This is a genomic window from Halosimplex halophilum (genome assembly GCF_004698125.1).
GTDB classification, from domain to species: domain Archaea; phylum Halobacteriota; class Halobacteria; order Halobacteriales; family Haloarculaceae; genus Halosimplex; species Halosimplex halophilum.
This window is the reverse complement of sequence record NZ_ML214297.1, coordinates 201554-219837: the sequence shown is the minus strand read 5'-3', so window position 1 is coordinate 219837 and position 18284 is coordinate 201554. Positions and strand designations below refer to the sequence as shown.

General features: G+C 71.7%; 17 protein-coding genes. 4 read left to right on the top strand and 13 right to left on the bottom strand.

What is annotated here, in order from left to right; translation table 11 throughout:
• Positions 1-64: 64 nt before the first annotated feature.
• Positions 65-1111 (bottom strand): NAD(P)/FAD-dependent oxidoreductase, encoded by a 1047-nt coding sequence (locus tag E3328_RS01205; protein ID WP_135362809.1) that lies wholly within the window; start codon positions 1109-1111, stop codon positions 65-67.
• Between the two features lie 351 nt (positions 1112-1462).
• Between E3328_RS01205 and panB the strand changes: the two genes are divergently transcribed.
• Both panB and E3328_RS22305 read left to right on the top strand, forming a co-directional pair.
• The gene (gene panB / locus E3328_RS01200) at positions 1463-2293 is read left to right on the top strand and encodes a 3-methyl-2-oxobutanoate hydroxymethyltransferase (protein WP_135362808.1); all 831 of its coding nucleotides are present in this window, start codon (positions 1463-1465) and stop codon (positions 2291-2293) included.
• Between the two features lie 107 nt (positions 2294-2400).
• Entirely contained in the window at positions 2401-2772 is a 372-nt protein-coding gene (locus E3328_RS22305; protein WP_135362807.1) for a TFIIB-type zinc ribbon-containing protein, read from the top strand.
• 42 nt (positions 2773-2814) lie between these two features.
• Here E3328_RS22305 and E3328_RS01190 read toward each other — a convergent pair whose 3' ends face one another.
• The 4 genes from E3328_RS01190 to E3328_RS01175 all read right to left on the bottom strand — a co-directional run bounded on the left by E3328_RS01190 (position 2815) and on the right by E3328_RS01175 (position 6100).
• On the bottom strand, positions 2815-3903 hold the full coding sequence (locus E3328_RS01190; protein ID WP_135362806.1) for a S66 family peptidase: 1089 nt from the start codon (positions 3901-3903) through the stop codon (positions 2815-2817).
• 61 nt (positions 3904-3964) lie between these two features.
• Positions 3965-4267 (bottom strand): hypothetical protein, encoded by a 303-nt coding sequence (locus E3328_RS01185; protein ID WP_135362805.1) that lies wholly within the window; start codon positions 4265-4267, stop codon positions 3965-3967.
• 21 nt (positions 4268-4288) lie between these two features.
• Positions 4289-4630 carry a 2Fe-2S iron-sulfur cluster-binding protein gene (locus E3328_RS01180; protein WP_135362804.1) on the bottom strand — a complete coding sequence of 114 codons (342 nt, stop codon included), beginning with the start codon at positions 4628-4630 and terminating at the stop codon, positions 4289-4291.
• Positions 4631-4900: 270 nt separating this feature from the next.
• A complete protein-coding gene (locus tag E3328_RS01175; protein ID WP_135362803.1) occupies positions 4901-6100 on the bottom strand; it encodes a KaiC domain-containing protein in 1200 nt (399 codons plus the stop codon).
• 206 nt (positions 6101-6306) lie between these two features.
• Here E3328_RS01175 and E3328_RS01170 point away from each other — a divergent pair, with 206 nt between their 5' ends.
• Positions 6307-7161, top strand: a complete 855-nt coding sequence (locus E3328_RS01170) for an NAD(+)/NADH kinase (protein ID WP_135362802.1) — start codon at positions 6307-6309, stop codon at positions 7159-7161.
• Positions 7162-7219: 58 nt separating this feature from the next.
• On the opposite strand, the gene E3328_RS01165 is transcribed toward E3328_RS01170, so the two are convergent.
• Together E3328_RS01165 and E3328_RS01160 are read right to left on the bottom strand one after the other, a co-directional pair.
• Positions 7220-7507, bottom strand: a complete 288-nt coding sequence (locus E3328_RS01165; protein ID WP_135362801.1) for a DUF8006 family protein — start codon at positions 7505-7507, stop codon at positions 7220-7222.
• Between the two features lie 107 nt (positions 7508-7614).
• The gene (locus E3328_RS01160; RefSeq protein ID WP_135362800.1) at positions 7615-8196 is read right to left on the bottom strand and encodes a GNAT family N-acetyltransferase; all 582 of its coding nucleotides are present in this window, start codon (positions 8194-8196) and stop codon (positions 7615-7617) included.
• 171 nt (positions 8197-8367) lie between these two features.
• Between E3328_RS01160 and E3328_RS01155 the strand changes: the two genes are divergently transcribed.
• Positions 8368-10452 (top strand): AMP-binding protein, encoded by a 2085-nt coding sequence (locus E3328_RS01155; protein ID WP_135362799.1) that lies wholly within the window; start codon positions 8368-8370, stop codon positions 10450-10452.
• A gap of 27 nt (positions 10453-10479) precedes the next feature.
• On the opposite strand, the gene E3328_RS01150 is transcribed toward E3328_RS01155, so the two are convergent.
• The 6 genes from E3328_RS01150 to E3328_RS01125 form a co-directional block, all read right to left on the bottom strand.
• The gene (locus E3328_RS01150; RefSeq protein WP_135362798.1) at positions 10480-11865 is read right to left on the bottom strand and encodes an FG-GAP repeat protein; all 1386 of its coding nucleotides are present in this window, start codon (positions 11863-11865) and stop codon (positions 10480-10482) included.
• A 92-nt stretch (positions 11866-11957) separates the two neighbouring features.
• On the bottom strand, positions 11958-13187 hold the full coding sequence (locus E3328_RS01145) for a hypothetical protein (RefSeq protein ID WP_135362797.1): 1230 nt from the start codon (positions 13185-13187) through the stop codon (positions 11958-11960).
• Between the two features lie 27 nt (positions 13188-13214).
• The gene (locus tag E3328_RS01140) at positions 13215-14588 is read right to left on the bottom strand and encodes a double zinc ribbon and FHA domain-containing protein (RefSeq protein WP_135362796.1); all 1374 of its coding nucleotides are present in this window, start codon (positions 14586-14588) and stop codon (positions 13215-13217) included.
• 112 nt (positions 14589-14700) lie between these two features.
• The gene (locus E3328_RS01135; RefSeq protein WP_135364637.1) at positions 14701-15861 is read right to left on the bottom strand and encodes a PP2C family protein-serine/threonine phosphatase; all 1161 of its coding nucleotides are present in this window, start codon (positions 15859-15861) and stop codon (positions 14701-14703) included.
• A 2-nt stretch (positions 15862-15863) separates the two neighbouring features.
• The gene (locus E3328_RS01130) at positions 15864-17096 is read right to left on the bottom strand and encodes a serine/threonine protein kinase (protein ID WP_135362795.1); all 1233 of its coding nucleotides are present in this window, start codon (positions 17094-17096) and stop codon (positions 15864-15866) included.
• A complete protein-coding gene (locus E3328_RS01125; RefSeq protein WP_135362794.1) occupies positions 17093-18280 on the bottom strand; it encodes a vWA domain-containing protein in 1188 nt (395 codons plus the stop codon). Before E3328_RS01125 ends, E3328_RS01130 begins: the two co-directional genes overlap by 4 nt.
• Positions 18281-18284 lie beyond the last annotated feature (4 nt).

The following is an 18284-nucleotide window of genomic DNA, read 5'->3' as shown; positions in this document are numbered from 1 at the left end:
TGACTCTGGTGGAAGCGTGCGCTCTCGGGACCGTCCCGCGGAAAAATCGGTGCCCGCGACCGTCTCAGTCGTCGGCTTCGGCCGCGGCCTCGGCGCCGCTCTCGGCCGACAGTTCGCGTTCGAGGTAGGCGTCGGCGTCCATCGCGGCCTTGCAGCCCATGCCGCCGGCGGTGATCGCCTGCTGGTAGTGGTGGTCGACCACGTCGCCCGCGGCGAACAGCCCCTCGACGCCCGTGGCGGTCTGGTTGCCGCCCTCGCCGCCGAGCGTGCTGACGTACCCCTCGTCGTCGAGTTCGACGCCCGTGTCTTCGAGGTAGTCGGTGTTGGGCGTGTGGCCGATGGCGACGAAGACGGCGCCCACGTCGAAGTCGAAGGTCTCGGTCTCGGGGTCGTCGAGGTTGTCCTTCGGGTGGCCCGACTCGTTCTGCGCGAGCGTGACGTGGTCGACGCCCTCCTCCTGGGAGCCGTGGACCTCCAGCAGTTCGGTGTTCGTCATGATCTCCACGTCGCCGTCCTCGACCTTCTCCCGGAGGCGGTCGACCCAGTAGTCCTCGGCGCGGAACTCCTCGCGGCGGTGGACCAGGTAGACCGTGTCGGCGAACCGCGTCAGGAAGTCGGCCTCCTCGAAGGCGGCGTCGCCGCCGCCGACGACGACCATGTCCTCGCCGCGGAAGAAGGCGCCGTCGCAGGTGGCGCAGGTCGAGACGCCGAAGCCCATCAGGTCGTCCTCGCCCGGCACCCCCAGGGTGCGGGCGCTCGCGCCGCTGGCGGCGATGAACGCGTCGGCCGTGTAGGTGTCGCCCGTGTTCAGTTCCACCTCGAACGGGCGGACCTCGTCGTCGACGTCGGTGACGATCCCGTGGGTGATCTCGGCGCCGAACTGCTTGGCCTGGGCCTTCATGTCGTTGACCAGCTCGGTGCCGCCGACGCCGTCGGGGAACCCGGGGTAGTTCTCCACGTCGGTCGTCAGCGTGAGCTGGCCGCCGGGCTCGTCGCCCTCCAGCACGAGCGGGTCGAGGTTCGACCGGGCCGCGTAGATGGCGGCGGTCAGCCCCGCGATGCCCGAGCCCGCGATGATCAACCGTCGATGGTCGGCCGTCTCGGAACTCATTGCTCACCGATAACGGAGGATGGGGTATTTACCTTGCGCTCGCCCGCCAGCGCCGCACAGCCCTCACCCCTCGACGCCGTCGGTTTCGTGAGCTCTCCGCCACCGGATGCTCAGTGTAGGCCATCTTTTTCCCGGCGGGGTTTCCTCGGTCGCTCCGCTCCCTGCGGGGAACCCCGCCGGCAAAAACATGGGTGAAAAAGGCCACTTCCGCCGTCTCCGACGGCTCCGGTGGTCGAACCGCGCGCCACAGGCGCGCGGATGCCGACGGTAAGTACGCACATCGAACCGAACGCCCTCGTCCCGACTCCGGCAACTGATAAACCGCTGGCCGTCGAAGAGCGACCAATCGCGATGTCTCGCACGACAATTCCGGACCTCTACGAGAAGTACGAGGACGGGACGCCCCTGACGATGCTGACCGCCTACGACGCGCCGATCGCCCGGCAGGTCGACGCGGCGGGCGTCGACATGATCCTCGTCGGCGACAGCGCCGGGGACAACCACCTCGGCTACGACGACACGCTCCCGGTCACCCTGGAGGAGGCCCTCTCGAACACCGCGGCGGTCGTCCGCGGCACCGAGGAGGCGTTCGTCGTCGCCGACCTGCCGTTCCTCACCTACGGCACGTCGATGGAGGAGTCGGTGGAGAACGCCGGCCGGTTCCTCAAGGAGGCAGGCGCCGACGCCGTGAAACTGGAGACCGCGCCCTACGGCGAGACGACGGTCGAGATCGTCGACCGGCTGACCGAACTCGGGATCCCGGTCCAGGGCCACGTCGGTCTCACGCCCCAGCGCAAACACCAGATCGGGGGCGCCTACGTCCAGGGCCGGGACACCGACACCTCCTCGCCCGGGGAGGCGCTGGTCGAAACCGCCCAGCGGCTGGAGGAGGCCGGCGCGTTCTCGATCGTCCTCGAAACGGTGAGCGAGGGCGTGGCCCGGGAGGTCACCGAGGCCGTCGAGGTCCCGACCATCGGCATCGGCTCGGGCCGCTACGTGGACGGCCAGGTGCTCGTCGTCTCGGACGTGCTCGGGCTCGGCGGAGCGGGCTACAGCCTCGCGAAGGAGTACGCCGACCTCGACTCGGAGATCCGCCGCGCCGTCGAACAGTACGTCGACGAGGTCGAGACCGGTGAGTTCCCGACGCGGGACAACGCCTTCGACCCCGTCGACGAGGAGTGAACCTGTCGCGCCGGTACCGTCCCGTTACCGACCCCGCTCCGCCGCGGCCACCACCCGTCGTATCACGGGCGAAAACTGTTTGGTTCTCCGTCACGATTCCCGCAACCATGGTGCTCGACCGCTCGCTGGACTGTCCACAGTGCGGCGCGGAGTTCGAACAGCGCGAGGAACACGACGTGACGATCGACTACTGCCCGGACTGCGGCGGCGTCTGGCTCGACCCCGGGGAACTCGAAGAGCTGACGGGGGCGAAACGCCACAAACACGGCCACGGACACTCCGACCGCGACATCGACGTGGACCTGGACGACGAGGAGGAGTACGAAGAAGAGGAGGAAGAGGGTCTGCTCGGCGCCGTGGCCTCGGCGATCGGCGGCGGCGAGGAGGAGGAGGAGTGGGAGGAAGACGAGGAGTGGGGCGAGGAAGAAGACGAATGGGGCGGCGAGGAGGAGTTCGGCGGGGGCGAGGAGGAGTTCTGACCGGCGGTCCGCGACCCGAGCGGGGCCGAACTCCCGGGACCGTCAGCGGCCGGTGAACGCGACGGTCCGGTCGGCAGTGTCTATCGCGACGCGGCCGCCCATCGGCATCGGAACCGTCGGGTTCGTGTGGCCGAAGTCGAGGTCGAAGACGAGCGGAGCGGTGGCGTTGTACTCGCGGACCCACTCGCGGACCGCCGCCCGCTGGTCTTCGCGGTACTCCGTCCGCTCCGCGTCGGTCCGGTCGTCGTCGCGACTGCGGGTCTGCGGGCGGCCGACGAGGACGGCGTCGAACCGCTCCAGCAGGCCGCGCTCGCCGACGCAGGTCAGGACCCGCCGCACCTCGTCGGCGCTCGGCAGTTCCTCGGAGGTCTCCACGGCGAGGACGGCCCCGTCGAGGGCCGCCGGGTCTGGGACGGCGCGGTCGGCGGCCAGCAACCACTGGAGGACGGTGAGACAGCCGCCCCAGAGCCGGCCCGAGATCACCTCGCCGGCGCGCTCCTCGGGCACGTCCCACCGCCAGCCGTCGTTCGGTTCGTACTCCGGCTCTGTCTCCCGGTAGTCCTCGCTGCCCCACTCGACCACGTCGTCGGTCCACTCGTCGGCCGGTTCGAGTTCGCCCGGCGACTCCTCGAACAGCGCCCGGCGGAGGTACCGCTCGGTGTACTCGGGGAGGTGTCCGGGCGTCGCCACCTGATTGAGCAGCTGCCCGCCGTAGTAGGAGACGACCCCCTGGGTCCAGAGGTAGCTGGCGAGGCAGGTGTTGTCGCTCATGCCGAAGAAGCGGGTGGGGTTCGCCCGCAGGATCTGTGGGTCGAGGTGTTTCAGCACCCGGAGCTGGTCGTCGCCGCCGATGGTGGCGAAGACCGCCGCGATGTCGGGGTCGCGGAACGCCTCGTGTACGTCCGCGGCGCGCAGTTCGGGGCGGTCGCGGAGTTCGTCGGGGTCGGCCTCGGCGGTTTCGAAGACGGTCGGGTCGAGGTCGAACCGGTCGCGCAGGCGGTCGAGCGCGAGGTCCAGCACGTCCGGGAACACCGTCGCCGCGCCGCTGGAGGGCGCGACCACGGCGACCCGGTCGCCCGCTTGTGCCGGCGGCGGCGTGACGAACTCGTCGGGAGGGGCGCTGTCGCTCATATCCGGTCCGTCGCGCCCCGAGCGAAAAGCGTTTGCCCCGCCGTGGGAGACAGTAACGGATCTACCGGCCGCGGCCGCGCCGGTTGCGGCCGGCGAACCAGGGGCGGTGCCACCACTCCCAGAGCCGCTTCGTGAGCCGGGTCACCGGGAACGGGCCGTGGCCGAGCAGCGTCATCGAGAAGCCGACGGCGAGCGTACCGAGGAAGGCGACGACGCCCGCGATGGCGGCCAGCAGCCACGGGTTCGCGGCGTCGACCCACGGGTCCGCCGAGATGAAGAGGACGGCGAGCGCGGCGACGACGGAGGGGACGAGCGCGTCGACGATACTGAGGGCGGCGACGCCGACGGCGCGGAGGACCTTCATGGGAACTCGATTCGGTGACGGTCAGTCGTCGGCGGAGGCGGCGTCGGGGTCGGCGCCCGCGGCCCGGGCGGCGTCGTCCTCGATGCTCGGCGGGTACTTGCCCCGGTCGAGCACGAGATCCGACTGCGGGCGGGCCATGCAGGTCAGCGCGTAGTCCTCGGCCTCTTCCTCGGTGAGCCCGCGGGCCGCGGGCTGGGTGACCTCGCCCTCCTCGATCCTCGCCGAGCAGGCGAGACACATCCCGACGCGGCAGGAGTACTCCTGGGCGATGCCCTCCTCGATGCACCGGCTCAGGATGGTCTCCTTGTCGGAGACCGTGATCTGCTCGCCGGTCCCCGCGAACTCCACGGTGTACTCGGTCATGGCCCCCGATTCGACACTCTCCGCCTAAACTCTTTATGCCGGCGCGCGGCGCCGCGACGCCGCCCGGTTCGAGTGGCTCGTTGCTTGGGTTGATCTGATCGGTCTGTCGCGGAGAGGAGCCGAGTGAGCGCGGCCCACTCGATGGCAGCCGTTGAACGCCCTCGGCGCGCTCGCGGTCGCTGTCACCGGAAATCTTCGATTCGCTCAGCGACGAGAGAGCGAAGCGCTCCCGAACCAAGCGGGATATCCGCCCCTCCGCGAAAAAGATGGTCAGAAGATATTGGCCTGCTCGTACACCGAGATGCCGTCCATGGTGATCTCGTAGGGTTTGGTCTCCCGGGAGTGGTTGGCGTTGCGTATCTTCTGGATCTCGACGGCGAGGCGGGTCTCCTGGGTCTCCGAGCGGACGTATCGCAGCAGGAAGACGGCGTCGGTGAGATATTCGATGATGCCGTGGCGGGAGGCGTAGGGGTTGTCCTCGTTGGCCTCGCTGGTGAGGACGGTCGTGACGCCGGCCTCCTTCAGGCTCTGGGTGAAGTCGAAGACCTCGGTGCGCCGGCGGGAGACGTCGTCGTACATCATCTCCAGCAGCGAGACGGAGTCGAGGACGAACCGGTCGGCGCCGAAATCCTCGATGAGCTCGGGGAGCTCGCCGCGGATGTTGTCGAGGCTGTTGGCCATCTCGACGGGGTCGAGGTCGACGACCGCGAGGTTGCCCTCCGCCTCGTGGCGCTCGAACTCCCAGCCCCGCTCGCGGGCGGTGGCCATGATGTCCTCGTGGGTCTGTTCGAGGGTGATGAAGACGCCGCGGTCGGTGTCGTCCTTCTCCAGCCCGTGCTGGAGGAACTGGAGGCCGAAGGTGGTCTTGCCGGTGCCGGCGCCGCCGACGATGACCATGAGGTGGCGCAGCGGGATCCCGCCCTGGACCATGTTGTCGAGCCCCTCGATACCCAGGTCGAGGCGGGGGATGTCCGACTCGAAGTCCTCGTCCTCGAAGTCGGCGTCGCCGCCGCCCACGCCGCCCATGGCGTCGGCGAAGTCGTCGTCGAAGAGCCCGCCGCCGTCGCCGCCGCCGAAGCCACCGCCGTCGCCGCTCCCGGCGTCCCCGAACGCGCTCTCGCCGCCGGTCCCCACGTCGCCGAACGCGCTTCCACCGCTGTTCCCGGTGTCACCGAACGGGCTCTCGTCGCCTGTCCCGGTGTCGCCGAACGGGCTCCCACCGCCAGTGTCCCCGCGGGTGTCCGCGTCGGTCCCACTACCGGGTTCCGCGCCATCGCTCGAATCGGCGAACGCCCCGTCGTCGCCCGGTTCGTCGAAGGGTTCGCGGTCGTCCGGGTCGTCGCCGCTCCAGTCGTCGAACGCGTCGTCCTCGTTACCGCTCTCGGAGTCCGCGGCGGAGTCGTCCGTCTCCTCGGCCTCGTCGTCGCGGAGCGCGTCCTCGAACCAGTCGTCGTCCGCGTCGTCGCTCATCCGTTCGCCTCCCCGGATTCCGGGGTACTCATGGGCGAAGGTGCGTCTCCCCCGGCATTAAACTTGCCCGCCGGCTATCGGAGTTGATTCGAGCGGGCACGGGGGCGTAGAACGGGGACGGGGGCGAGACGAGAGCGTCGCCGGCCCCGGCGGTCGCCGGACGCCGACGGGGTCGTTTATTGGGGAGGAACGCGAAGCGGACGCCAATGCGAGTCGGAATCGTCGGCCAGCGGGGCAACCGCCGCGCCGCGGGCATCGTGGCCGACCTGTACGAGCGGCTGGTCGACATGGGCGTGACCGTCGCGGTCGACGAGGAGTCCGCGGACGACCCCGCGGCGTGGCCGAGCGACCACCCGGACCCGGCGCAGCTGGGCGTCCCGGTCGACGAACTGGCCGACTGCGACCTGGTGGTGAGCATCGGCGGCGACGGGACCTTCCTGTTCGCCGCCCGCGCCGCCGGGGCGACGCCGATCATGGGCGTCAACCTCGGCGAGGTCGGCTTTCTCAACGCCGTCCCGCCGGAGGACGCCGTCGCCGCCGTCACCGCGGAGGTCGAACAGTACCAGGAGCGCGGCGCGGTCGACACCCGGGACATGCCGCGGGTCGAGGCGAGCGGCGACGGGTGGTCGCTGCCGCCGGCGCTCAACGAGGTCGTCGTCCAGGGGCCGCGCAGGGGTCACGGCGGCGGCGCCGCCCTTGAGGTGCGCGTCGACGGCTCGCTGTACACCAGCGGCCACGCCGACGGGATCCTGCTGGCGACGCCGACCGGCTCGACCGCGTACAACCTCAGCGAGGGCGGCCCGCTGGTCCACCCGAACGTGTCGACGCTCGTGCTCACGGAGATGTGCGGCGCGGAGTCGATGCCGCCGCTGGCGGTCGACATCGACAGCACGGTCACGGTCCGGGTCGACGACGCCGACGGCGGCTTCGTCGTCAGCGACGGTCGCGCCCGCCGGGAGCTCGACGTACCCGCGGAGGTGACGCTCGAACGCGCGGCCCGTCCGGTCCGGATCGCCGGCCCGCCGCTCGATTTCTTCACCGCGCTCGGCAAGATCGAGTGACGCCGCTGCTCGCCGTCGGCGCGTCGCGGGCGGGGACTCGACGAGAACGGAGAGGGGCTTACTTCTGGGCGGTCGTGTAGAGGACCGGCGAGACGACCAGCAGGACGAGGCCGATGATCTTGTACTGCAGGATGCCGCTGAGGAGGCTCAGCTCCTGGGGCTCGTACATGCTGCCGGGCGCGAGCAGGAACAGGGCGCCGAACGCGATGAGGTGCAGCGTCAGCAGCTTCCGCGAGCGCTGGGTGGCCACGGCGAACAGTCCCAGGACGAACCCGACGATGAGCGCGTCGCCGAAGTTGACCTTCAGCAGGAACCCGTCGACCAGCTGGAGCGGGATCGGGAGCATTCTTGTCCCGAAACTGGCCGTGATACAATCTTTAAACTTCCGTTCCCGGGGCGGGAGCCGGTCCCTGGGCGCCGCCCGGGCGTCGCGGAACTCCCCGGATCCTGCGCTCACCGGCCGGTGTCGTACTTGTAGGTCGCCTCGTCGGGGTCGATCCCGAAGTCCTCGGGGCCCTCCTCGGGCTCGTCGTCGGCCTCCGCGGCGGCCGCGCCCTTGAACGCCTGGCGGAGGCGGTCGGGCACGCGGAACTCCTCGGGGTCGACGCGCATCGGGACCGCCTCGGGCGCGACCCCGTCGCGCTTCTCCGAGAGGCGCTCGCGGAGCCGCTCGGGCAGCGCCGACTCCTCGATGGGGTCGAAGCCGAACTGCGCGAGGTAGTCGGGCTCGTCGGTCAGCGAGTAGACGGTCTCGAACCCCTCGTCGGCGGCCGTGCGGACGAGCCGCTCGACGACGTGGGCGCCGACGCCCTGGCCCCGCCAGCCGTCGAGGACGCCGATGCTCGTGAGCTCGCAGTGCTCGGCGTCGTCGGTCTTGTGGACGCGGTACCGGCCGAATCCCGCCCTGACGTTGTCCACCTCGTCGACGGCGATCACGTAGTCGCGCGAACGGAACGCTGTCTCGTCGAGCCCCATCGCCTCGATGTGGTCCAGCAGCCAGGCCTCGTCGCGGTTCTTGGCGTCCCGAACGTACATACCCGACCCTCGGACGGCCACGCGAAAAGAACTTGCGGGCACTCGCCGCGGCGAACGCGCGGGACCACCCCGTCGAACCGCGGCGGGCGAGCGGGAGAACCACCGCTCGCCGCCGCCGTCGTTCACGATCGACCGGGCAAATACTTTGGGTTCACCGGACGAACGTCCGGTATGGCGTCCGACTCACTCGGAGACATCGACGAGGTGGTCCACCGCCCGGACCGGGAGTTCGTCGAGTCGACGAACGTCTGGCAGTTCATGCGGACCTACGACATCGACGACTACGAGGAGCTGATCGCCCGGACGACCGAAGCCGACCCCGGCCGGCCCGCCTCGGGCATCGACTGGTTCTGGGACACGATGACCGGGTACCTCGATGTCGAGTTCTTCGAGCCGTACGACCGCGTCCGGGACGACAGCGAGGGCCCCCAGTTCACCGACTGGTACCCCGGCGGGACGACCAACGTCGCCCACAACGTGCTGGACCGCCACGCCGCGACCGACGCCGAGACCCGGAACAAGGTCGCCTGCATCTGGGAGGGCGAGCCAGTGGGACCGAACGGGGAGGCGGCCGAGATACGGGAGGTGACCTTCCACGAACTCCGCCGCCAGGCCGACAGGGTGGCGAACTACCTCGACTCGCGGGGCGTCGGCGTCGGGGACACCGTCGGGCTGTACATGCCGATGGTCCCCGAGGTCGTCTCGATCCTCTACGGCTGTTTCAAGGTGGGCGCTATCGCCGTCCCGATCTTCTCCGGGTTCGGCGTCGACGCCACCGCCACCCGGATCGACGACGCCGAGCCGTCCGTCCTGTTCACCGGCGACGGCTTCTACCGCCGCGGCGACGAGGTCCGGCTGAAGGGCACCGCAGACGACGCGATCGCGGAGGCCGGCCACGTCGAGGAGGTCGTCGTCTACGACCGGCTCGGAACCCGCGGCGGCGACGCGGGGACCAGGTCCGCGGACGGCGAAGCCGCGGCCGACGCGGACGCGGGCGACCACGACATCCCCTGGACCGAGGGCCGGGACCGCTGGTGGGCCGACGCGGTCGAGACGTGCGACGACGCGTTCGAGACGCGCGAACTCGACGCGAGCCAGGAGTCGATGCTCCTCTACTCGTCGGGGACCACCGGGGAGCCGAAGGGGATCGTCCACACCCACGCCGGCGTCAACGTCCAGTGCGCCAAGGAGCTGTACTTCGGGTTCGACCTGAAGCCCGCGGACCGCTTTTTCTGGGTGTCCGACATCGGCTGGATGATGGGGCCGTGGACCCTGATCGGCAACCACCACTTCGGCAACACCGTCTTCATGTACGAGGGCGCGCCGGACTACCCCGAGCCCGACCGCTACTGGGCGATGATCGACCGCCACGGGATCACCCAGTTCGGCATCTCCCCGACGGCCATTCGAGCCCTGCGCAAACACGGCGACGAGTGGCTGGAGGGCCACGACCTCTCCAGCCTCCGGATCCTCGGCTCGACCGGCGAGCCCTGGGACCCCGAGTCGTGGCTGTGGTTCTACGAGCAGGTGGGCAACGGGGAGACGCCGATCATCAACATCTCCGGCGGCACCGAGATCTGCGGCTGTTTCCTCATGCCGATGCCCGTCCAGGACCTCAAGCCCTGCACGCTCGGCGGTCCCGGCCTCGGGATGGACATCGACATCGTCGACGAACACGGCGAGAGCATCGCCGACACGGGCGAGCGGGGGTACCTCGTCGCCCGCGACTCCTGTCCGTCGATGACGAAGTCGCTGTGGTCGGGCGACGAGCGGTACCTCCGGGAGTACTGGTCGACCTGGGAGGACCTGTGGGACCACGGCGACTGGGCCCAGAAGGACGCCGACGGCTTCTGGTTCCTCCACGGCCGGGCCGACGACGCGCTGAACGTCGCCGGCCGGAAGGTCGGCCCCGCCGAGGTCGAGGGGGCCGCCATCGAACACGAGGCGGTCAACCAGGCCGCCGCCGTCGGCGTCCCCGACGACACCACCGGCACGGCCGTCGTCCTCTTCGTCGTCGTCGAGGACGGCTTCGAGGAGTCGGACGAACTGCGGACGGAGATCCGCGAGCTGGTCGGCGCGGAACTCGGCAAGCCGTTCCGGCCGCGGGAGGTGCTGTTCGTCGACGAGTTCCCCAAGACCCAGAGCGGGAAGATCATCCGGCGGGCCATCGAGGGAAGCTACACCGGCGAGGACCTCGGCGACATGTCCTCCATCGAGAACCCCGAGGCGCTGGCGGAGGTCGCGGACGCACGGTAGTTGATCGGTCCCGTCGTCTCTCCGACCCTACAGATCGAACCGGTAGGCCCGTCCCGGCCGGTCGTCGTCAGTCGTCGGCGCGCCGACCAGTGCCGACTCCCCGTGGAGCGCGACCGCGGCGCCGAACCGATCTACCGCGTCGCGGCGGTCAGCGACGAGCCGGGCCGTCCGTTCCCACCCGTCGCCGGTCCGTTCGAGCCGGAGCGCCTCGCCCGCCCCGTCGTCGCGGGGCCGTCCGACGAGCGCGGTGGTCCCGTCGACCGAGACGGTTCCGGCGGCCTCCGTACCGTCGGCGTCGCCGAGCGCCGGGAACGCCGCGCGCTCGGTCCAGCCGTCGGCGGTCCGCTCGAAGACGTGAACCCGGCCGCGGTCGCTCGCCTCGAGCGCGCCGACGACGGCGGTGTCGCCGTCGAGCGCGACCTGTCGACCGAAGCCCGCGTCCTCGGCCTCGACCGAGAGCGTCGTCTTCCGGCTCCACTCGTCGCCCGAGCGCTCGTAGACGAACACCGTGCCGTCCCACTCCGTGCCCTCGCCCGCAGCGGGGGCGCCGACGAGGAGCGTCCCGCCGGAGACGGCGACCGACCGGCCGAACAGGTCGTGCGGTTCGGTACCGAACCTCGCGACCTGCGACCAGTCGTCGCCCGACCCCTCGAAGACGAAGACGTGACCCCTGTAGGAGACCATCGTCGTCGGCTCGTTGACGGCGCCGACGACCAGCGTCCCGTCGTCGTGGGCGACCGACCGCCCGAAGTTGTAGTACTCCTCGTCGCTCGACGCCCCGGGCGCGACCAGCGCGCGACGGGTCCACTCGTCGCCGACCCGCTCGACGACGGCGACCGCGCCCTCGTCGCCGAGTTCCAGTCCGCCGAGAAACGCCGTGTCGCCGTCGAGCGCTATCGAGAGCGGCAGGTAGGAGTACGCCTCCGGGTCCCCCTCGGGGGCCAGCGTTGCCGTCCGGCGCCACCCGTCCCCGCCCGACTCGAAGACGGCGACCGACTCCCCGTCCGAGTCGACCAGTGCGACCCCCTCCGAGAGCGCGACCGCCGTCCCGAAGTCGCTCGCGGCCGGTCCGGACGCCGGCGTGAACGCCGCGGTGCCGGCGAGTCCTGAGTCGGTCGCGCTCCCGGGGGGCGTCGGGCTCGGGGTCGCCGTGCCCCTCGGGCCGGGCGCTGTCGTCCCGGGGGTTCCCGTCGACGGAGTGTCGGTCGGCGTGAGCGTCGCCGTCGGCGTGAGCGTCGCCGTCGACGCGTCGGAAGCGTTGCCCGGCGTCGTCGCGCCGGGGGTTTCGGTCGGGGAATCGGCGTCGGGAGTGCTCGTCTCCGTCCCCGAATCGACTGAAAACAGTCCACAGCCCGCGAGGGACGCGGCGACGGGCAAGCTGACGGTCCGGAGGAACTCGCGTCGGGAGACCATGTCACCGACTCACAGGGCGAACGGTGAAAAATCACGATGGTTCGGCGGTCCCGCGGGCCGGACGGCGGGGGCCGACGCCCTCGCCGCAGGGCTCAGTCCCTGTCGAGGACCGCGTTGCAGTTCGGGCAGTTCGAGTGGTCGGCGTCGGCGGCGTAGGTCTCCCCGCAGATCGGACAGAACTCGTTTTTCACCGTCGGCTCGCCCGTCCCCCCGGTCGCGCCCGATGCGGCCTCGGGACTCACGTCGTCGGCGTCCTCCGGCGGCGTGAACACCCGCGTCTGCCCCGGGGATTCGACGGCGTCCCCGTCCGAGCCGGACGACCCGGGTTCGTCGCTCGCCGGGTCGCTGCCGCCCGACTCGGCCTCGGCGGTCGAACTGCCGGCGGTCGAACCCCCGGCGGACCCGCCGGCCGAGTCGCTCGACTCCGAAACCCCATCGGCGGACCCGTCGTCGGTACCGCTGCCCGAGGCAGTACCCATCGCCAGGCGGTCGGTCGTGCCGGGCTGGACGACCTGGGGGTAGCGCTGGCCGGCCCGGATCGCCGACCGGGGCACGTCCGGCCGGCGGACCCGGACGAGGAGGCTGGCGAACAGCTGGACCCACACGTACGCCAGCCCGAGGACGGCCGGGGTGGCGACCGCGACCAGCGGCAGCAGCGGCGCGGTGAGCCCGGCGCGGGTCACCTCGCCGAAGACCAGGTCGCCGACGCCGTAGCGCGCGGCGGCCGCCTCGACCAGCGCGGCCTGGCCGCCCAGCGACGCGGCCCGCGAGACGGTCGCCGTCGTCGCGACGACCGCCGAGATGAACACGAGCGCCTGCAGCAGCCGCGGCGCCGAGAAGGAGTAGACGCGGTAGCCGTAGGCGACGGTCCGGACGAGCAGGAGGGTGTTCGCGACCGCGAGCAGCGCGAGCACGTACCACGTGGCGGCGCCGCGGACCGCGCCGACCGCGACGGCGACGGCCAGCAGGCCCAGCGGCGGCACGAGCGCGACCAGCGGCCGGTCGAAGCGGTAACACTGCTCGACGTTGCCCCGCAGGTTCGTGAGGTTGCGGACGACGTAGCGGACGGCGACGGCCGACGGGAGGAGAACCCAGAGGACGGCGAGGGCGGCGGCGAGGCCGGCCGCCTCGGTCGACCAGGGGTCGACGGTGTAGGCGCCGACGGCCACGTCGGCGACCTGGGAGACGGCGACGCCGGTGCCGGCCAGCCAGATGAGGTAGCCGGCGGCGCCGGCGACCAGTCCGACGAACAGCCACCGCTCCTCGTCGGTGAGGAGGCGGACGGACCTGCCGAGTTCACGGCGCGTGTCTCTGGTATCCATGCTCGCTCGTCGGACCGTGCCGCGGGGTCAGGGGGCTTCGACGCGCATCGAGGCGACGCCGGAGAGTTCGATCCGGTCGCCCGGCGAGACGGGGACGCGCTCGCCCTCGTCGAGCGACTCCCCGTTGACGACCGTCGGGTTCCGCCCGAGCGCGACGAGGTGGAACCGGCCGCCCTCGCGGACGAACTCCACGTGCTCGCGGTGGATCTGTCTCGCCTCCTCCTCGTCGCCGCCCGTGTTCACCACGATACTGCGGATGATTCTCCCGACGGTATCCCCGTCGCGCACTTCAACCTCGCGGTTGCGCACGACCAGCACCAGCGACTCCCGTCCCTCCGCCGTCGAGTCGGCGTCCCCGGTCGCCGCCCCCGCTCCCGCGTCGCCGGTCCGGTCGTCTCGGTCGACCGTCCGGTCGTCGCCCCCGGCGCTCGCGGCCTCACCTGCGCTCGTCCCGCCGGGCGCCGCTCCCTCTGCGGCGTCGTCCGGCGTGGTGTCGTCCCGCGTGGCGTCGTCCTGCGTGCCGTCGTCCTCAGCGGGGGCGCCCCCGCCGCCCGAGCGGTGGGTGTGGAGGTTCTCGCCGCACGACGCGCAGAAGTTGTCCTCCGGGTCCACTTCGGCATCGCAGGCGGGACACTCCGTCAGGGGCCCCGCCTGTAGCGTCGACACGTCCTCCCCGCAGCTGGCGCAGAAGTTGTCCTCGGCGCCGACCGACTCGCCGCAGTTCGGACACGCGAGGTCGACCCCCTCGTCGGCGCCGGCGTCTCCGTCCGCGTCGGCGTCGGTTGCCCCATCGGGGTCGGCCGCCTCGTCCGTGTCGGCCGCCGCGCCGTCGGCGCCGGTGTCGTCGGTGCCGGCCTCGGTCGTTCGGGGTTCCGCCGGCGCGTCGCCCCCCGTTTCGCCGTCGGTCGCGGTCCCCTCGCCGGCTCCGGTGTCGGCCCGTTCCGTCCCGTCGGCGTCCGGCGCGCCGACGCCGGCCCCGCCCTCGGCGGCCGCGACGCCGTCGGCCGCGTCGGCCGGGTCGGCCGCTTCCGAGTCGGCGGCCGCCCGGCGGTCGCGGTCGGCGTCGCCGGCCGGGTCGCGGTCACTGCCGGGGCCGGAGTTGCTGTCCGAACCGGCTTCGCCGCCGGAGTCGGGCTCGTCGGCCGCGTTCGTCTCGGACGAGGCGCCCGCAGGGTCGGATACGCCGGCCCGGGACGGCTCCGCGTCGGCCCTGCCGTCCGTCGCTTCCGCGTCGCCCTCGCCGTCCGTTGCTTCGGCGTCCCCGTCCGTCCCCTCGGGCGCGGCCGCCTCGTACTGCCATTCCCCGCAGTCGGAGTTCGTACACCAGCCCCCCGCAGCGGTCGGGTCGAACGCCTCCCCGCAGAGGGGGCACTCGACCGTCCCGCTCGTGCCGTGTGACATAGCTGTCGGGATATGCGGGCCGGTCATCAAAACAGTTGCCCCGGCCCCGCCGTCGCGTCGGACGGTGGGCGCCCCCGACGCGGCCGGTCCCCGACCGGTCGGCCGTCGCCGCTCAGTCGCGTTCGACGAGGGTCTCGCGGTCCTCGACCGGCGGCCCGGCGCCCGCTCCGCGGGCGGGCGGGTCCTCGGGCGTCGGCGGGAGCGTCCCGTCGTGCAACAGGACCGTCGAGCAGTTGTCCTTGCCGCCGCGCTCGTTGGCGAGCTCGACCAGCCGCTCGGCCGCGTCGGCGAGTGACGGCGACGACAGCACCGCCTCGCGGATCTCGTCGTCGGTGACGGCGCGGTCCCGGACCACCGCGGCCATCTCCTCGTCGCGGCCGGCGTCGACGTACCACTCGTAGAGCTTCGCCGCCTCGGTCTGGGCGTCCAGCAGGCCGTCGCTGGTCACCAGCAGCACGTCCTCCCGGTACAGCGGAACCGTCGCCGTCTCCACGTCGACGGTGGCGGTCTCGGGGTCGTCCCGGCCGCTCCCGCCGACGGCGCGGGTGATCTCGTTGCCCCGCGGGTGGACCAGCGCCTCCACGTCGTCGATCTCGCCGGCCTCCCGGAGCCGCTGGACGACGGCGTGGTCCGTGGTGAGCGGCAGGATCTCCTCGCGGGCGGCGTTGACGACGTAGGCGCGGCTGTCGCCGACCCACCCGTAGTGACAGCGGCCGCCGACGACGACCCCGGCGACGACGGTCGCGTGGGCCTGCTCGCCCGCGTCGGCGGCGTACTCGAGGACCTCGCGGTGGGCCGCGACGACCGCCTCGGCGACCGCCGCCTCCAGATCGGCGGCCCGCGGCGGGGCCGCCAGCGGCTCGTCGACGGCCACGTCGAACCCCTCGGGCTCGCTACGCGCCGCCCGGACGGCGGTCCCCGCGAGGCGCTCACAGACGGCCGTCGTCGCGATGTAGGAGGCGGCGTCGCCGGCGTCGTGTCCCCCGGCGCCGTCGGCCAGGGCGAACACCGCCGCGCTCCGGTTGTCGGGGCCGCCGTCGGGCCGACCCTCGCCCGGTTCGCCGTCGGCGGCCTCGGCGGTCGGGGCCGCCCCGTCTCCGCCGCCCTCGTCGGTCCGGTCGTCGTCCGATTCCGCACCGTCGGGCCCCTCGCGGTCGTACCCGAGAAAGCCCTCGCGGTGGCCCTGTTCGAACACGGAGACCGCGACGCTGTCCTCGTTGATCCCCCCGTCGCGCTTGCGGTCCCCCACGTCGTAGTGTGTCGCGTAGTCCATGGTCATGCTGTGCTGAACTCGAAGGTGACGCCGTAGCTCGGGTGGACGAGGGCGATCAGGTCGCCCTCGCGCAGCCCGTACAGCTCCGGCGGCACGTTCCCCTCGGCGTCGGTCGCGTCCTCGCCCCGCTGTTCCAGCCGCTCGCGTCCGGTCTCGCTGAGCACGCGCTGCCAGCCCCCGCCGGTCTGGACGTACGTCCCGTTGAGGCTCCGGTCGCGGATGAACCACTCCCCGTCGTCGTCGGTGTCGAACTGCACCTGCACCGTCGAGATGTACTCCTCCTCGTCCTCGATCACGACCGACGAGCGCGGCCCCTCGGCGTAGCGCCGCCCGATCGTGTCGCCGGGGTAGACCGTGTAGGTCTCCCCCTCCTGGATGTAGCGGACCGTCGCCGACGGCGGCGGGCTCGGGTCGCGCGCCTCGAGGACCCGCTTCATCGCCGTCGCGTTCCGGTAGCGCTCCTCGTAGTCGGCGGCGGTCGCCTTCTCGACGATCTCGGCGAGATAGGGCTCGCAGTCGGCGCCGAAGTCGCGCGGGTCGACGCCGTCCTTCCGCGGGACCGTGCCCTTGAGCAGGTACAGCAGGATCTTCCCGACGGAGTAGACGTCCGACCACGGGCCCTGGCGCGTCTCGGTCGCGTCGGCCTCGGCGACCTCGCGGGGCTTGTACGGGCCGACGATGGTCGTCTGGTCGGCGGCCTCGGCCCCCGAGTCGAACCCCGTCGCCGTGTTGAAGTCGATGAGCACCGGCGTCACCGTCCCCCCGCGGTGTGTGATCATCACGTTGTCCGGCTTCAGGTCGCGGTAGACGATCTCGTTCTCGTGGAGGAAGCTCATCGCGTCGCAGAGGTCGATCCCGATCTGGCGCACCTCGTCGATGTCGTCGAGCGGCCCCGTCCGCCGGATGGCGTCGTCGAGCTCGTAGCCGTCGACCAGCTCCACGGCGAGGACCGACGTGCCGTCGTCGTCCTCGGCGACCTCGCGCAGCGACATGATGTTGGGGTGGCCGCCGGCCGACCGGATCGCCGCCAGCGTCTCCGCCTCCTTCTCGAAGTAGGTCCTGACGATGTCGCGGTCGTTCTGACTGCCCTCGTAGTTGGGGTACTTGAGCGCGACGGCCTCGCCGGTCTCGGTGTCGACGGCGTCGAACACCTTCGCGAACCCGCCCTCGCCGACCACCTCGCCGACCTCGTAGCGGCCGACGACCAGATCACCCTCCGCCGGCGCGGCCGTCATTCTAGCCGGGAGTCGTCGACGATCCGGGTCGCGTTCTCGCGCTCGCTCCGGCCGCCCTCGTCGACGAGGCGGGTCTGTCGCTTCGCCTCCTCGACGACGGCGGTGTCCTCGCCGTGGATCCGGGTCATCCGCTCGACCTCCGTCTCGGCCGCCTCGACGTTGCCCTTGCCGAGTTCGGTGCGCACGACCGTCTGGCGGTGGTCGAGCGACACCGACTCGTTGTGCTCGGCGAGTGCGGCGTTGTCGTCGGTGTACTCGACGGCGATCCGGTCGTCCGCCCGCCGGCCCGACGCCGTCAGCGTCACGTCGACCAGCGTGTGCTCGCCGAGTTCCTCGCGCCCGGGCGCGTGGACCTTCAGGACCACTCGCTGGTCCTCCCGCTCGGCCAGGTCCGGCAGCGGAACCGTCGCCGTGTTGCCCGACCAGGTCACGTCGACCTCCTGGGCCTGGGGGAGCGCGCGGTAGACCTCGCTCACCTCGACGCCCGCCGCGGCGTCGAGTTCGAGGCTGGCCTCCGTGGCGACGACGGACTGGGCCTGCTCGACGGCGTCCCCGAAGAACGATTCGATGTCGCCGGGCGACTCGAGGTGGGTCCACTCGCCGCGGGCGGTCGTCCCGAGCGTGCGGATCGTCTCCTCGTCGTAGTCGGTCCCGATGCCCGCCGAGAGGATCCGGATGCCCGACTCGTCGATGTCCTTCGCGAGGTCCCGGAAGTCCGCGGGCTCGTGGGAGTTGTCCTTGCCGTCCGACAGCAGCAGGACCCGGCGGACGGCGTCGTCGGTCTCCGGGCGGTAGGAGAGCGAGTCCAGCGCGGTCCGGGCCGAGTCGAGCCCGTCGTACATGTCGGTGCCGCCGCCCGCGCCCAGCTGGTCGACGCGGTGCATCGCGTCCTCGCGGCTGGTGTCCCCCCACCGCTGGGGACGCATGACGACCTCCGCGTCGGAGTCGAAGGCGACGATGCCCACGTAGTCGTCGGGTTCGAGGAGCCCGAACACCCACGAGGCGCCCTCCCGGGCCCGGTCGAGTTTCGCCCCGTCCATCGAGCCGCTCGTGTCCAGACAGAGGAGGATGTGCCGCTCGTGGGACCCGCTCCCAGTCCCCGGTTCGACGTCGACCGTCGCCGTCAGCGTCGCCCCGTCGGCGGGCACGTACGGCCGGTTGACGTCGGTCGCGATTGCTACCATCGTT

What these genes read in the sequence shown, in the direction of transcription:
- E3328_RS22305 (WP_135362807.1), top strand. Translation starts at nt 2,401, where the DNA reads ATGGTGCTCGACCGCTCGCTGGACTGTCCACAGTGCGGCGCGGAGTTC.
- E3328_RS01140 (WP_135362796.1), bottom strand. Translation starts at nt 14,588, where the DNA reads ATGTCACACGGCACGAGCGGGACGGTCGAGTGCCCCCTCTGCGGGGAG.
- E3328_RS01135 (WP_135364637.1), bottom strand. Translation starts at nt 15,861, where the DNA reads ATGGACTACGCGACACACTACGACGTGGGGGACCGCAAGCGCGACGGG.
- E3328_RS01150 (WP_135362798.1), bottom strand. Translation starts at nt 11,865, where the DNA reads ATGGTCTCCCGACGCGAGTTCCTCCGGACCGTCAGCTTGCCCGTCGCC.
- E3328_RS01155 (WP_135362799.1), top strand. Translation starts at nt 8,368, where the DNA reads ATGGCGTCCGACTCACTCGGAGACATCGACGAGGTGGTCCACCGCCCG.
- E3328_RS01185 (WP_135362805.1), bottom strand. Translation starts at nt 4,267, where the DNA reads ATGAAGGTCCTCCGCGCCGTCGGCGTCGCCGCCCTCAGTATCGTCGAC.
- E3328_RS01205 (WP_135362809.1), bottom strand. Translation starts at nt 1,111, where the DNA reads ATGAGTTCCGAGACGGCCGACCATCGACGGTTGATCATCGCGGGCTCG.
- E3328_RS01175 (WP_135362803.1), bottom strand. Translation starts at nt 6,100, where the DNA reads ATGAGCGACGACGCGGACGACGACTGGTTCGAGGACGCGCTCCGCGAC.
- E3328_RS01125 (WP_135362794.1), bottom strand. Translation starts at nt 18,280, where the DNA reads ATGGTAGCAATCGCGACCGACGTCAACCGGCCGTACGTGCCCGCCGAC.
- E3328_RS01130 (WP_135362795.1), bottom strand. Translation starts at nt 17,096, where the DNA reads ATGACGGCCGCGCCGGCGGAGGGTGATCTGGTCGTCGGCCGCTACGAG.
- E3328_RS01165 (WP_135362801.1), bottom strand. Translation starts at nt 7,507, where the DNA reads ATGCTCCCGATCCCGCTCCAGCTGGTCGACGGGTTCCTGCTGAAGGTC.
- E3328_RS01145 (WP_135362797.1), bottom strand. Translation starts at nt 13,187, where the DNA reads ATGGATACCAGAGACACGCGCCGTGAACTCGGCAGGTCCGTCCGCCTC.
- E3328_RS01160 (WP_135362800.1), bottom strand. Translation starts at nt 8,196, where the DNA reads ATGTACGTTCGGGACGCCAAGAACCGCGACGAGGCCTGGCTGCTGGAC.
- E3328_RS01170 (WP_135362802.1), top strand. Translation starts at nt 6,307, where the DNA reads ATGCGAGTCGGAATCGTCGGCCAGCGGGGCAACCGCCGCGCCGCGGGC.
- E3328_RS01180 (WP_135362804.1), bottom strand. Translation starts at nt 4,630, where the DNA reads ATGACCGAGTACACCGTGGAGTTCGCGGGGACCGGCGAGCAGATCACG.
- E3328_RS01190 (WP_135362806.1), bottom strand. Translation starts at nt 3,903, where the DNA reads ATGAGCGACAGCGCCCCTCCCGACGAGTTCGTCACGCCGCCGCCGGCA.
- panB (WP_135362808.1), top strand. Translation starts at nt 1,463, where the DNA reads ATGTCTCGCACGACAATTCCGGACCTCTACGAGAAGTACGAGGACGGG.